The sequence below is a fragment of the Kitasatospora sp. NPDC001159 genome (assembly GCF_053598235.1).
Genome location: NZ_JBSFJV010000148.1, coordinates 1 through 12,758 on the forward strand (window position 1 = coordinate 1; position 12,758 = coordinate 12,758).

The window sequence follows — 12,758 nt, forward strand, 5'->3', positions numbered from 1 at the left end:
AAGCGGCTCCAAGCGAGCCCACTCCTCGTCCGTCAGATCACCACGACCAGCCATACCAATCTAACGAGTCAGATGATCGGAGAGACACGCCCTAGTTGCACCACGGCACCCGCGCGCGCCGGGCACGGTGACGCGGGTGCCGGGGACGAGCGGGGATCAGCAGGCCACGAGACGTGGGCCACGGACGGTCCTCAGCCCTGCTCCCCCGGCAGCCGCAGGTCCCAGCCGACCAGGGCGCGCAGCTGCTCCGCCGTCACCCCGTCCGGCACCGGCCGGGGTGGTTCGTGGCGCAGCGGCGGCTGCCAGCCCTCCTCCTCGGTCCAGCGGCGCACCACCTTGGCGGGCGCCCCCGCGACCACGCAGTGCGAGGGCACCTCACCGCGCACCACCGCGCCCGCCGCGACCACGACGTTGCGCCCGATCCGCGCCCCCGGCATGATCACCGCGCCGGTGCCGATCCAGCTGCCCGCGCCGATCTCCACCGGCTCGTTGCGCGGCCACTGCTTGCCGATCGGCAGCTCGGTGTCGCGGTACTCGTGCGCCTGGTCGCTCACGTACACGCCAGGACCGGTCCAGACGTCGTCACCGATGACGATCGACTCGTGGCCGACGATGTGGCTGTCCCGGCCGATGACGCAGCCGCCGCCGATCCGCACGATCGGCTCCGGCCCGAGGTCGAGCCCGGGCAGGAAGCCGGCGCTGATGGTGACCCGCTCGCCGATGATCGAGAACGGCCCGATGGTGATCCACTGCTCGTTGAACACCGCCCCGAGCGGGAAGGCGAGGGTCGTGCCGTCCCCCAGCTCGCCGAACCGGTACGGACCCGGGTTCCGGTTGGTGACCGCGCCGGTCCGCTGCACCCAGCGCCAGCCCCGGTGGACGAGGCGCCCGGCGGCCCTGCGGCCACCGGCCCGGACGGCGGAGAGAAGGGAACGGGTTATCGGCATGCGCTCACGTTACCGGTCCGTAGCATCCGCCCGTCCGCCGGGAGTCCGACATCACACCGGCCCCACCGGCCCTGTCGCACCAGCCCCACCGGCCCTGTCGCACCGGCCCCGCCGACCCCGCCCGCACCGGCCCCATGGCCGTCCGAAATCCGCCACCGAGGCGGAGCGGCGGTGAAAGACTCCGTCCCATGGAGATCTCCGCACACATCGACGCACTGCGTCTCGAGGGCAAGCTGCTCGCCGAGGCCGCCGACCGTACCGACCTCGCCGCCCCCGTTCCGACCTGCCCGGAGTGGCGGCTGGGCGACCTGCTGCGGCACGTCGGCCGGGTCCACCGCTGGGCCGCCGCCCACCCGGCGAAGGGCCTGCGGGCGCCGCTGGACCCGGCGGGCGAGCACGAGGCGTTCGGACCGCAGCCCTCGGACGCCGCGCTGCTCGACTGGTTCCGCGAGGGCCACGCCGCCCTGGTGACGACGCTCACCGAGGCCCCGGCCGACGTCGAGTGCTGGAGTTTCCTGCCCGCGCCCAGCCCGCTGGCCTTCTGGGCCCGACGTCAGGCCCACGAGACCGCTGTCCACCGCTTCGACGCCGACGCGGCAGCCGGGAAGCCCGGCCCGGCCGTGGACCCCGCGCTCGCCCTGGACGGCATCGACGAGCTGCTGCGCGGCTTCATGGTCCGCGGCCGGGCGAAGGTGCACAGCGACATCCTGCGCACCGTCCAGGTCCGCACGACCGACGGCCCCGGCTCCTGGCACCTGACCATCACCCGTGAGCCGCTGGCCGTCACCACGGAGGAACGGCCCGAACCGGCCGACCTGACCATCAGCGGGCCGGCCCGCGGGCTCTACCTGCTGCTCTGGAACCGGCTGACGGTCGAACAGGCCGAGCAGGCCGGGCAGGTCGCGCTCAGCGGCGACCGGGACCTGCTCGGCCTCTGGCGGGACACCGCAGCGATCCGCTGATCCTCAGCCCCGCCTGGGGGAAGGCCCTCAGCGCACCCAGGCGGCGGGCCGCTTCTCCAGGAAGGCGCGCATGCCCTCCTGCGCCTCCGCCGAACTGAACAGCCGCGCCGACAACTGCACCAGTTCGTCGGCGTCCCGCTGGAAGGAGCGCACCACCTCGGCGTTGGCCAGCCGCTTGGACTCCGCGAGCCCCTGCGGCGAGCCCTGGCGCAGCGCGTCCAGCAGGCCCTTCAGCACCACCCCGGTGTCCTCGGAGGACTCGGTGGCCCGGGTGAGCAGACCGATCCGGGCCGCCTCGGCGGCGTCGAAGACCTCGCCGGTCAGGTAGTAGCGAGAGGCGGCTCGCGGGTCCAGCTTGGGGCGCAGCGGCAGCGAGATGACGGCGGGCGCGAGGCCGAGCCGGACCTCGGTGAAGGCGAAAGTCGCGGCCGGTCCGGCGATGGCGAGGTCCGCCGCGCCGACCAGGCCGAGGCCGCCGGCCCGGACGTGCCCGTCGATGACGGCGATCACCGGCTTCGAGCAGTCCACGATCGCCTTCTGCAGCTCGACCAGGCCGCGCGGGCCGACGGTCGGGTCCGCGCCGGTCGCCTCGGAGAGGTCCGCGCCCGCACAGAACACCTTGCCGGTGTGGGCGAGCACCACCGCGCGGACGTCCCCGTTCGCCGCCGCGACCGCCAACCCGGCGTGCAGCTCGGACATCAGGCGGGAGGAGAGCGCGTTGCGGTTGTGCGGCGAGTCGAGGGTGAGCGTGGTGACGGCGTCGGCGGTGCTGACGCGGACGAGGGGCTCTGCGCTGGTCATCGGCGTGGGCCTGCCTTCCGGCTGAGGGTGGGTCGGACTGCGGGCGCTGGTCCGGGGTACCCGGACCGCGCCCGGACGACTCTGGCACGCCCACCCGCCCCTCGGCCAGAGCCAATCGCTCGGGGCCCTCAGCCTGCCGCACCGAAATCCGCTGGTGGAGGCCGCGGTACGCCCGGCAGCATGGACGTCATGATCACCGACTCGCCAGTCCTGCTGCTCGCACCCCGCGTCAACGAGACCAGCCGCCAGCTGCGCACCGCCGCCGGGCTGCGCGGCCTGCGGGCGTACACCGCGACGTCCTGGCAGGCGCCGCGCGAACTGCTCGGCGCGCCGGTGCACGTGTACGGCGGGCCGCTGTTCGGCGACGCGGTCGGACGGGAGCTCGGCCTCGCCCTGCTGGAGCCGACCGAGGACTGGTTGGCCCGGCTGCCGCGCGCGCTGACCGGACGGCGGGTGTCCGCCACCACGCTGGCCGGAGCCCGCGAGCTGCGCGGCCCGGCCTTCGTGAAGCCGCCGGCGGACAAGTTGTTCGCCGCCCGGGTCTACCCGGACGGCGGCGCGCTGCCGGGGCCCGAGCTGCTGGACGGCGACACACCGGTGCTGGTCAGCGAGGTGGTGCGGTTCCACGCGGAGTACCGGCTGTTCGTGCTGGACGGCGCGGTGCGGGCCGGCTCGCGCTACGCGGTGGACGGTGACCTGTCCGTCGAGCCGCTGGGGCGGGAGCAGGCCGAGGTGCTGGCCTTCACCCGGGACGTGCTGGCCGCCTCGGCCGCGCACGCCCCGCTGCCGAGCGCGGTGGTGGTGGACGTCGGGCGCACCGACGAAGGCTGGGCAGTGGTCGAGGCCAACGCGGCCTGGGCCAGCGGTGGTTACGCCGCCGAGCCGGACGACGTCCTGGACGTGGTGCTGCGCTCGGCCGGCCCGGCCGCCCAACTGCCCGCCACCGACCGGCCGTTCCGGCGCGAACTGCCCGACGTGGTGCACTGACCGGCCACTTGACCGGCGTCATCGCTTGCAGCACGGGCTAGCGATGACGCACGATCATGCGCCATGACCACCACGCACCTCACCCACGTCATCGAGCCGCCCGGCGTCGCCCCGGGGACGGGCTACACCCAGGTCGTCACCGGCACCGGCCGACTGGTCCAGGTCTCCGGCCAGGTCGCCTTCGACGAGCACCGGAACCTGGTCGGCGAGGGCGACCCGAAGGCCCAGGCGCGGCAGGTCTTCGAGAACCTGCGCCGCTGCCTGGCCGCCGCCGGGGCCGACTTCTCCGACGTCGTGAAGTTCACCTTCTTCATGACCGACATCGGCTACCTCCCCGCCATCCGGGAGGCCCGCGACGAGTACCTGGGCGACCTGCCGCTCCCGGCCGCATCCGCGATGCAGGTCGCGGCGCTGTTCCGGCCGGATGTGCTGATCGAGATCGAGGCGATGGCGGTCGTCCAGGAGTAGCAACGTCTCACCCGGCCGCGAGCCGCAGCTCCCGCTGTCCGGCCCACCGGACGGCGGGGCCCACCGCCAGGCCCGCCGCCGCCAGCACCGCGCCCTGGACCGCCCACCCGACCAGCCCGAAGCCGATCACGGCGGCACACGGATCACCCCCGGTTCCACGCCCCCTGTCCAACCCCCACAGCCACAGGGAGAACCGTGTCCGCTCGATCCCGGGCGGGACGCCCGCGCGTGCGCAGCAGACTGCTGGCACTGCCCACCCCGCAACGCAAGTGGGGCCGGCGCTCCTCCCCGAAACGGAAGAACGCCGGCCCCACCCGCAACCGACAACCCCTACCGCGAAGCCATCGCCGCCAGCCGTCGCGCCCCCTGGTAACGCCGCAGCACCTGCGCGAAGCTCGTGTGTCCCTGGGTGGTTCGGGCGAAGGCCCGCCACGCCGCCGGCACCAGGCAGACCGCCGCGTGGAACAGGTACGGCCGCCGCTCGAAGGCACCCAGCAGCTGCTTGCCCGCGCGCATCTCCACGCCCAGCCCGGCCTTGACCGCGAACGCGTAGTTCAGCGCCTCGCGCCGCACCGCCGCCGCGTTGCCCGCCTCCGCGATCTGCACCGCCCACTCGCCGGCCAACCGGCCCGAGCGCAGCGCATAGGAGATGCCCTCCCGGGTCCACGGCTCCAGCAGCCCTGCCGCGTCGCCCGCGACCAGCACCCGGCCGCGCGAGAGCGGCGAGTCCTCGGCCCGGCACCGGGTCAGGTGCCCTGACTCGACGCTCGGGGTGAATCCGGACAGGCCCAACCGCCGGATGTAGTCGGCGAGGTACCGCTTGGTCCGCTCGCCGTCGCCGCGCGCCGAGATGACGCCCACGGTCAGGCTGCTGGACTCGGTCTTCGGGAACACCCAGCCGTAACTGCCGGGCAGCGGGCCCCAGTCGAGGTGGATCCGGCCCGACCAGTCGGCGACGACCTGCGGCGGGACGGGGATCTCCGCCTCCAGGCCGAGGTCGATCTGGTCGAACGTGACGCCCACGTGCCGGGCGATCCGGCTCGCGCTGCCGTCCGCGCCGACCACCGCGCGAGCCTCGAAGGTGCGCCCGTCGGCCGCCGTCACCAGCGCCGTCCGGTGCTCGCCGCCGCGCTGCTCGACCCCGGTGACGGTCACTCCGGTGACCAGCACCGCCCCGGCCTGCTTGGCCGCCTGCACCAGGCGCAGGTCGAACTCGTCCCGGTTGACCAGCCCGAACAGCATCCGCTTGGAATGACGCGTCCGGGTGTACCGCCCGTCGTACGCGAAGGTGACGGCGTGCACCCGGTCCTGCAGCGGCAGCTGGAAGTCCGGCGGCAGGCTGTCCCGGGAGGGGCCGATGATGCCGCCGCCGCAGGTCTTGTAGCGGGGGTGCTCGGCCTTGTCGAGCAGCAGCACCCGGCGACCCCGCGCGGCGGCCGCGTACGCGGCGGAGGCCCCGGCCGGTCCGGCACCGACCACCACGACGTCCCAGACGCCGTCCGGCTGTTCAGCAGCCGCCGGCGACCCGGCCGACACCGTGGACAGGGCCGGCGCGGTCGGCGCGGCCTCCGTTGACGCCTCAACCGGCGCCGATGACACCGGCGCGGACGCCTCACTGTCGACCGGCGCGGTCGTACGGTCGAGCGGGCTACGGGAATCGGAGCTTCCGGAGTCAGTCACGTCGAGCAATCCTATGCGTCCGCACAGCCACCCGGACGTCGTAACACCCGGCAACCGCCTCCGCCTATGATCGGCGGTACCCCAACCGACCACTCCGCCCGTACCATCCCACGGGCGGACCCGCCCCCTCGGAGTCCCGATGTCACAGCCCCTGGCCGACGCCGTCCGGTCCCTGATGGACCGTGCCCGCACCGACCTCGCCGAACTGGTCGCCTTCCCCTCGGTCGCCGACCCGCGCCAGTTCCCGGTGGAGGAGTGCCAGAAGGCCGCGCGCTGGGTCGCCGACGCCTTCGCCGCCGAGGGCCTGACCAACATCCAGCTGCTGGACACCCCGGACGGAACCCAGTCCGTCTACGGCGAGCTGCCCGGCCCCGAGGGCGCCCCGACCGTCCTGCTCTACTCGCACTACGACGTCCAGCCCCCGCTCGACGAGAACTCCTGGATCAGCCCGGCCTTCGAACTGACCGAGCGTGACGGCCGCTGGTACGGGCGCGGCGCCGCCGACTGCAAGGGCAACATCCTGATGCACCTGACCGCCCTGCGGGCGCTGCGCCAGGTGTACGGGGACGCCTACCCGGTCGGCCTGAAGATCATCGTGGAGGGCTCGGAGGAGCAGGGCACCGGCGGCCTGGAGCGCTACGCCGAGGCCCACCCCGAGTTGCTCACCGCCGACGCGATCATCATCGGCGACACCGGCAACTTCGCCCCCGGCCTGCCCACCGTGACCGCCTCACTGCGCGGCATGACGGTGGTCGAGGCCTCGGTCACCACCCTGGGCGGCAACCTGCACTCCGGCGCCTTCGGCGGCGCCGCCCCGGACGCGCTGCAGTGCCTGGTCCGGATGCTCGCCTCGCTGCACGACGAGAACGGCGACGTCACGGTCGCCGGGCTGGCCGCCGACCAGACCTGGGAGGGCGTGCAGTACTCGGAGGAGCAGTTCCGCGCCGACGCCAAGGTGCTCGACGGCGTCGCCCTGACCGGCACCGGCACCATCGCCGACCGGCTCTGGGCCCGCCCGTCCGTCACCGTCCTCGGCATCGACGCCCCGCCGGTGATCGGTGCCACCTCCTCCGTGCAGGCCGCCGCCAAGGCGCTGATCAGCCTGCGCGTCCCGCCGGGCATGAGCTCGGACGCCGCCCAGGACGCCCTGGTCGCCCACCTGGAGGCGCAGGTCCCGCTCGGCGCCCGGCTGACCATCGAGCGCCAGGGCAACGGCGCCCCGTTCCGCGCCGACACCAGCGGCCCGGCCTACGAGGCGATGGGTGAGGCCATGGCCGAGGCCTTCGGCACCCCGATGGTGGCCTCCGGCGAGGGCGGCTCGATCCCGCTCTGCAACACCCTGCGCTCGCTCTACCCGAAGGCCGAGATCGTGCTGATCGGCGTCGAGGAGCCGACCACCCAGATCCACGCGGTCAACGAGAGCGTCGACCCGCAGGAGCTGGAGCGGATGGCCCTCACCGAGGCCCTGTTCCTGCGCCGCTACGCGGAACTGCGTTCCGCCTGACGGCAGTCGGGACCTGGCGGACCTCCGGGCCCGCCGCCGGCCGCCCGCCCCGCCACCGGCGGGCGGCCGCCACCACCGCCGCGTAGCCGACCGCGCCCACCGCGAGCCCGGCCCCGGCGCCGAAGCAGACCTCCGGGATCAGGTTCCGGCGCAGCGGGCTGAGCCGGTGCAGCACCCCGGCCGCCGTCGCCGCGCCCAGCGCCGCGACGGCCACCCGCCGGGTCCGGGCGACCGGCCGGACGGCGGGGCGCACCGGCTCGACCGCCCGCACCGTACGCACCGCCCAGCCCGCCATCGCGGCCAGGCCGAGCGCCGAAGTCCCGTACTGCAGCACCTCGTAGAGCGGGACCCCGGCCACCTTCCGCTCCAGTACGGGCAGCAGCCGCACGCCCAGCCGGTCGCCGTGGGTGAACGCGTCCCAGCCGACGTGGGTGGCCGCGCCGATCGCCGCCGACCCGAGGAACCACGCCGCGTCCGCACCGCGGATGCCGCCGCCCCCGGCCCGGCGGACCGTCAGCGCCTCGGCGCCGCCCGCCCACCGCTCGGGCAGCAGCCCCACCAGCGGCGCCCGCAGCAGCCCGTGCCACCCCGCGACCAGCGCGGCGGCGATCGCCACGTCCACGGTCGGCACCGCCCACCAGCGGTGCAGCAGCCCGCCGTGCTCGTAGACCCCGGGCAGCAGCGACTCGGCGAAGAACGGCACATCGGGCGCCATCGACCCGGCCACGAGCGCCGAGGCCACCAGGGGCCCGCGCTCCCCGGCGGCGCGCAGCAGGGGCAGGACGGCGGCGGGATGACTGAACGTGAACGGCATGCGCCCATCCTGACGCCCGCACCCCCCGCCGGGCCAACCGAGGCCGGCCCGGCCAGCATCCGCCCCACCGGCCGGCGCGGACCTACGCCGCGTCCGCCGTGCTGGCCAGCCCCAGCGCCACCCGACACCCCGCCTCCAGGTACCGCAGCTCCCCGCTCCGCCGCGCCTCCAACGCGGCGCCCAGGCGCCGGTAGCGGCTCGGAGGCAGCAGGTCGGCCGCCTCGTCGAGGGTGACGAACCGCCAGCCGCGCAGCTCCTCCTGCTGCAGCAGCAGGTTCTGCCGGCCCGCGTCGTCCAGCAGTCCGCCGTCGTACATCAGCCGCAGGCCGCCTCGGTGCGGGCCGGTGCGCGGCTCCCAGTCGACGGCGAGCAGCCGCAGGGTGGCGGGGTCGAGCCGCAGCCCCAGCTCCTCGGCGGTCTCGCGCAGGGCGGCGTCGGTGGGGGCCTCGCCACGTTCGACCACGCCGCCGGGGAAGTCCCAGTCTGGCTTGTAGACCGGGTCGACCAGCATCACCCGGTCCTGTTCGTCGAAGAACAGCACCGCGGAGGCCACGGTGTCCCCGGTCGGGTCCGGGGTCTGGACGATCGGGCAGCGTGCGGCACCGACCCGGACCAGCTCGGCGATCCGGTGCGCGGTCTCGCGCGGGGTGAGCTCGCTGGTGTCGAGCATCCGGGCGTCGCCGACCAGCCAGCGGCGGGCGGCCCGGTAGCGGGGCAGGTGTTCCAGGCACCAGCTGCGGGCCCGCTCGCTGGCCTCCGGATCGCCCGGGCACTCCTCGCGACGCGCGATGCGGTCGCGCAGGATCGTTTCTTCTGGGTCCAGAACGAAGTGGTGCACCGCGATCCCGTGGGAGGCGAGGTCGCCGAAGATCTCGTCCCGGTAGTCCTCTCTGAGCAGCGTCATCGGGAGCACCAGCGGCCCACCGACCTCACCGAGCAATGCCGCCGCCGTCTCGGGGACGAGCCGGCGCCAGGCCGCCAGGTCCTGGAAGTCGGACACCGCCGCCAGCCGGTCGGCCGGAAGCATCCGGCGCAGACCGAAGCCCACCAGCTCGGGATCGAAGAGCACGCTCCCGGGCAGCAGTTCCACCAACTCGCGGCAGGCGCTCGTCTTGCCCGCCCCGAATGTGCCATTGACCCAGACGATCACAACGTCCCCTGCCCTCGACTTGCCCCGATGCCGTTCGCACCGGGCAGCGCCCCCGTCGGCCGAACCAGCGCCACCCGTGGTGGTACCCGCGACGCGCCGCTCCCCATACCTGCGCGTAGCGCCCGCCCACGCGCCCCGGCCCGCCCCTTGACAGAGGCATGTGCCCAGGCCAGGAGCCTGGACGGGAGGTGGGCAGACCGTTCGACGCCAAAGCTGCACCCAGCCCCTACGTCCTTCGCACAAGAAGTCGGACCGGCCGACTTCCGGTGCGCGCCCCACCCGTACGCCGCGCGCGCCGCCCCTGCGCCCGCCCGCTCCCCTCCCCACCGGAGGAGGTCACCGCCGCCCTGGCCCGGCTGCACCTGCTCCCGGTCGACGTGCTCCTCACCAGCAACGAGGTCCCCGCGGAGTGCATCCGCGCCACCTCCGCCGCCCTCCCCGCCACGGGCCCGAACGGCGGCACCCGCTGGCCGCACACCGCGCCGGCCGACCTGTGAGGGCCTGCGGACGGGCGCGGGTCAGGGATGCCGAAGCGAACGGCGGCACCCCTGGCCCGCGGTACCGGCGGACCCGCTACGGCCGCCCCATGTACGCCGGGTAGTAGCCTCTGCTGATCCCCGAGATCCGGACCTTCGTCCCGGGCCGCGCCGCCTCGACGTACTGGTTGTTGCCGAGGTAGATCGCCACGTGCTGGATACCGCGCCGGGTACCGTCCGGCGACCAGAACAGCAGGTCGCCGCGGCGCAACTGGTTCGCGCTGATCGGCGTGGTCGCCGCGTACTGGTCGTTGGCGATCCGAGGCAGGTTGATGCCGCCGCGCCGGAAGGACTGCTGCACCAGGCCCGAGCAGTCGTACCCGTCCGGCCCGTTGCCGGCCGTCATGAACGGCTTGCCGACCTGGGCGAGCGCGTACTGCACGGCGGCCTCGACGTTCCGATCCGCCGCCGTCTGGGCACCGGACGAGCCCGAGGAGCCGGAGGAGGACGAGCCCCCGCCGGTTCGTTCCAGGTAGAGGTCGTAGTGCGTGGTCCAACGCCACTCGCCCTGGCTGTTCTTGAACCAGTACCGCGAGCCGTCCCAGCCCTGCTTGATCCCGCCGCTCGACTTCGCGGACGGCGCCGACGAGGACGTCGCCCCGCTGGTCCGCGCCACGTAGACGCTGTAGTGCGTGGTCCAACGCCATTGCCCCTGGCTGTTCTTGAACCAGTACCGCGAGCCGTCCCACCCGGCGTGCGCCGGCGCCCGCTCCGCGGCCGCGGGGCTCACGCCGGTGCCGAGGCCGATCACCCCGGTGCCGACCACGATCACGGCCGCCATGCCCATCCCCCGACGGATCCGCGCGGCCCGCGAGGAACGGGCGGGGCGGCCGGAACGGCCGGCGGGGGCGAGCTGCCCAGTCGGTTCGTCGGCGGCATCCGGCGCGCTGGTGTTGACGGTGGTCATTCTGCTGACTTCCTTCACTGCTGCGAACGCACTGGTGCGAACGGCCGCCGCACGGGCGGCTGCGGAAACTGCTCCGGACACGCGGTACGCCCCGGCATCGCCGGTTCGTACGCTCGGCAGATCCAGTTCTGCCTGCGTGTCACGTTAAGCACGCGTTCCCTCACGGCGCGCAGTGGAGTGCGCCAAAGGAAGGTATGTCGGACGGCAGGCACCGACGGGTCGTCAGAGTGACGTCCCGTCACCAGAAGCTCACCCGACGCCCCCTCAGCACCGGCCTTCGGCCTCCGTCAGCAGCTGCTTCTTCAGCACCTTTCCCAGGGCGTTCCTGGGTAGTTCGGGCACTAGGACGACCCGGCGAGGCCGCTTGTGCACCGAGAGCCGCTCGGCCACGAAGGCCGTCAGCTGTTCCCCCGTCACGTCGCCGTCCGGGATGACGTACGCGACGATCGCCTGTCCGAGGTCCTCGTCCGGCGCGCCGACCACCGCCGCGTCGGCGACCGCCGGGTGGTCCCGCAGCGCGGCCTCCACCTCGCCGGCGCCGATCCGGTAGCCGCCGCTCTTGATCAGGTCCACCGAGGCGCGGCCGACGATCCGGTGGAAGCCGTCCGCCCCGATCACCGCGACGTCCCCGGTGCGGAACCAGCCGTCCGCTGTCCAGGCCTCGGCGTCGGCGTCCGGCCGGTTGAGGTAGCCGCTGAACAGGGTCGGCCCGGAGACCTGCAGCTCACCGACGCTCTCCCCGTCGTACGGCACCGGCTCGCCGCCCTCGCCGACCAGCCGGGTGCGCACCCCCTCCAGCGGCAGCCCCACGCTGCCCGGGCGCCGCTCGCCGTCCGCCCGGGTGCTGACGGTGATCAGCGACTCGGTCATCCCGTACCGCTCGATCGGGGCGTGCCCGGTGAGCGCGGCCAGCTTCTCGAACACCGGCACGGGCAGCGGCGCGCTGCCGGAGACCAGCAGCCGGGCCGAGGCCAGCCGGGCGGCCGCCTCGGGGTCGGCCGCCAGCCGGGACCAGACGGTGGGCACGCCGAAGTACAGGCTGCCGCCCGCCGCCGCGTACCCGGCCGGGGTGGGCCGCCCGGTGTGCACCAACCTGCTGCCGGCGCGCAGGGCCCCGAGCACGCCGAGCAGCAGCCCGTGCACGTGGAACAGCGGCAGGCCGTGGACGAGGGTGTCATCGGCGGTCCACTGCCAGGCGGCGGCGAGGGCGTCCAGGTCGGCGGCGATCGCCTCCCGCCGGATCACCGCGCCCTTGGGCGCGCCGGTGGTGCCCGAGGTGTAGAGCACGAAGCCGGTCGCGTCGGCGGCCGGCTCGGCGTGACCGGCGGCGGAGCGCTCGGCGGGGTCGACCGGCAGGGCCTCCACCGAAAGGCCCTCGGGCGCGGCCTCCCCGGCGGCGTGCGCGAGCAGCGCCGCGCCCGAGTCGCGCAGGATGTGCTCGCGTTCCTTCGGGCCGGAATCGGGCGGCAACGGCACCACCGGGACGCCCGCCAGCAGGCCGCCGACCACTGCGGTGACCGTCTCCACGGTGGGGCGGGCCAGCACCGCGAGCGCGGGAGCCCCGGCCACCCGGTCGGCCACGACGGTCGCCGCGCCCAGCAGGTCCTCCCGGGAGAGCGCCCGGCCGTCGATCCGCAGCGCGTCCGCCGCGTCCCCGTAGTCACCCTGAAGTGCCGTCAGAAGTGCCATGCTTCCGTCCTCGCCCTCGTCTCACCCTGGTCGCGCCGAACGCCACCGCGCCTTGCGCTGTCGCGGCCGCGCTGTCGGGCCGACTCTACGGGCCGTCGCTTGCGCGCCTGCGGACCGGGGCGAACGACGGAGGGCGTGGCACCGAACACCCGGTGCCACGCCCTCCGGCCTGACGGCCTGTCTATCTGTCGGCCTGTCGGCCCATCGCCCTGCTCAGGCCTTGCGGGCCTTCACCTCGGCGGTGAGCTGCGGCAGCACCTCGAAGAGGTCGCCGACCACGCCGTAGTCGACCAGCTCGAAGATCGGGGCCTCG

General features: G+C 74.4%; 13 protein-coding genes. 5 read left to right on the forward strand and 8 right to left on the reverse strand.

From position 1 onward, the window contains the following. Positions 1–191: 191 nt before the first annotated feature. Complete coding sequence (locus ACWC9T_RS38140) at positions 192–947, reverse strand: acyltransferase (protein ID WP_449825629.1); 756 nt, start codon at positions 945–947, stop codon at positions 192–194. A 188-nt stretch (positions 948–1,135) separates the two neighbouring features. Here ACWC9T_RS38140 and ACWC9T_RS38145 point away from each other — a divergent pair, with 188 nt between their 5' ends. Continuing rightward, complete coding sequence (locus ACWC9T_RS38145) at positions 1,136–1,909, forward strand: maleylpyruvate isomerase family mycothiol-dependent enzyme (RefSeq protein ID WP_449825630.1); 774 nt, start codon at positions 1,136–1,138, stop codon at positions 1,907–1,909. Between the two features lie 27 nt (positions 1,910–1,936). Here the strand turns inward: ACWC9T_RS38145 and ACWC9T_RS38150 are convergent, their stop codons facing one another. Continuing rightward, the gene (locus tag ACWC9T_RS38150) at positions 1,937–2,710 is read right to left on the reverse strand and encodes an enoyl-CoA hydratase family protein (protein WP_449825631.1); all 774 of its coding nucleotides are present in this window, start codon (positions 2,708–2,710) and stop codon (positions 1,937–1,939) included. Between the two features lie 180 nt (positions 2,711–2,890). On the opposite strand from ACWC9T_RS38150, the gene ACWC9T_RS38155 reads away from it, so the two are divergent. Beyond that, positions 2,891–3,697 (forward strand): ATP-grasp domain-containing protein, encoded by an 807-nt coding sequence (locus tag ACWC9T_RS38155; RefSeq protein WP_449825632.1) that lies wholly within the window; start codon positions 2,891–2,893, stop codon positions 3,695–3,697. Between the two features lie 63 nt (positions 3,698–3,760). Beyond that, positions 3,761–4,165 (forward strand): RidA family protein, encoded by a 405-nt coding sequence (locus ACWC9T_RS38160; RefSeq protein ID WP_449825633.1) that lies wholly within the window; start codon positions 3,761–3,763, stop codon positions 4,163–4,165. A 7-nt stretch (positions 4,166–4,172) separates the two neighbouring features. Here the strand turns inward: ACWC9T_RS38160 and ACWC9T_RS38165 are convergent, their stop codons facing one another. Beyond that, on the reverse strand, positions 4,173–4,295 hold the full coding sequence (locus ACWC9T_RS38165; RefSeq protein ID WP_449825634.1) for a hypothetical protein: 123 nt from the start codon (positions 4,293–4,295) through the stop codon (positions 4,173–4,175). Positions 4,296–4,495: 200 nt separating this feature from the next. After that, positions 4,496–5,701 carry a geranylgeranyl reductase family protein gene (locus tag ACWC9T_RS38170; RefSeq protein ID WP_449825642.1) on the reverse strand — a complete coding sequence of 402 codons (1,206 nt, stop codon included), beginning with the start codon at positions 5,699–5,701 and terminating at the stop codon, positions 4,496–4,498. A gap of 283 nt (positions 5,702–5,984) precedes the next feature. Between ACWC9T_RS38170 and ACWC9T_RS38175 the strand changes: the two genes are divergently transcribed. After that, positions 5,985–7,349 (forward strand): M20/M25/M40 family metallo-hydrolase, encoded by a 1,365-nt coding sequence (locus ACWC9T_RS38175; protein ID WP_449825635.1) that lies wholly within the window; start codon positions 5,985–5,987, stop codon positions 7,347–7,349. Here ACWC9T_RS38175 and ACWC9T_RS38180 read toward each other — a convergent pair. Together ACWC9T_RS38180 and ACWC9T_RS38185 are read right to left on the reverse strand one after the other, a co-directional pair. Continuing rightward, complete coding sequence (locus tag ACWC9T_RS38180; protein ID WP_449825637.1) at positions 7,300–8,163, reverse strand: DUF4184 family protein; 864 nt, start codon at positions 8,161–8,163, stop codon at positions 7,300–7,302. The genes ACWC9T_RS38175 and ACWC9T_RS38180 overlap by 50 nt on opposite strands. An 82-nt stretch (positions 8,164–8,245) precedes the next feature. Beyond that, on the reverse strand, positions 8,246–9,313 hold the full coding sequence (locus ACWC9T_RS38185; RefSeq protein ID WP_449825638.1) for an NUDIX domain-containing protein: 1,068 nt from the start codon (positions 9,311–9,313) through the stop codon (positions 8,246–8,248). 266 nt (positions 9,314–9,579) lie between these two features. Here ACWC9T_RS38185 and ACWC9T_RS38190 point away from each other — a divergent pair, with 266 nt between their 5' ends. Beyond that, positions 9,580–9,810, forward strand: a complete 231-nt coding sequence (locus tag ACWC9T_RS38190) for a hypothetical protein (protein WP_449825639.1) — start codon at positions 9,580–9,582, stop codon at positions 9,808–9,810. A 76-nt stretch (positions 9,811–9,886) separates the two neighbouring features. Here ACWC9T_RS38190 and ACWC9T_RS38195 read toward each other — a convergent pair whose 3' ends face one another. Both ACWC9T_RS38195 and ACWC9T_RS38200 read right to left on the reverse strand, forming a co-directional pair. Beyond that, entirely contained in the window at positions 9,887–10,756 is an 870-nt protein-coding gene (locus ACWC9T_RS38195; protein WP_449825640.1) for a C40 family peptidase, read from the reverse strand. A gap of 264 nt (positions 10,757–11,020) precedes the next feature. Continuing rightward, positions 11,021–12,445, reverse strand: coding sequence for an acyl-CoA synthetase (locus ACWC9T_RS38200; protein ID WP_449825641.1), 1,425 nt, complete (start codon positions 12,443–12,445; stop codon positions 11,021–11,023). Between the last annotated feature and the right edge of the window lie 313 nt (positions 12,446–12,758).

Bases quoted from the DNA above. Each gene is read 5' to 3' on its own strand.
- ACWC9T_RS38150 (WP_449825631.1), bottom strand. From the start codon at position 2,710: ATGACCAGCGCAGAGCCCCTCGTCCGCGTCAGCACCGCCGACGCCGTC.
- ACWC9T_RS38200 (WP_449825641.1), bottom strand. From the start codon at position 12,445: ATGGCACTTCTGACGGCACTTCAGGGTGACTACGGGGACGCGGCGGAC.
- ACWC9T_RS38155 (WP_449825632.1), top strand. From the start codon at position 2,891: ATGGACGTCATGATCACCGACTCGCCAGTCCTGCTGCTCGCACCCCGC.
- ACWC9T_RS38175 (WP_449825635.1), top strand. From the start codon at position 5,985: ATGTCACAGCCCCTGGCCGACGCCGTCCGGTCCCTGATGGACCGTGCC.
- ACWC9T_RS38160 (WP_449825633.1), top strand. From the start codon at position 3,761: ATGACCACCACGCACCTCACCCACGTCATCGAGCCGCCCGGCGTCGCC.
- ACWC9T_RS38140 (WP_449825629.1), bottom strand. From the start codon at position 947: ATGCCGATAACCCGTTCCCTTCTCTCCGCCGTCCGGGCCGGTGGCCGC.
- ACWC9T_RS38195 (WP_449825640.1), bottom strand. From the start codon at position 10,756: ATGACCACCGTCAACACCAGCGCGCCGGATGCCGCCGACGAACCGACT.
- ACWC9T_RS38180 (WP_449825637.1), bottom strand. From the start codon at position 8,163: ATGCCGTTCACGTTCAGTCATCCCGCCGCCGTCCTGCCCCTGCTGCGC.
- ACWC9T_RS38145 (WP_449825630.1), top strand. From the start codon at position 1,136: ATGGAGATCTCCGCACACATCGACGCACTGCGTCTCGAGGGCAAGCTG.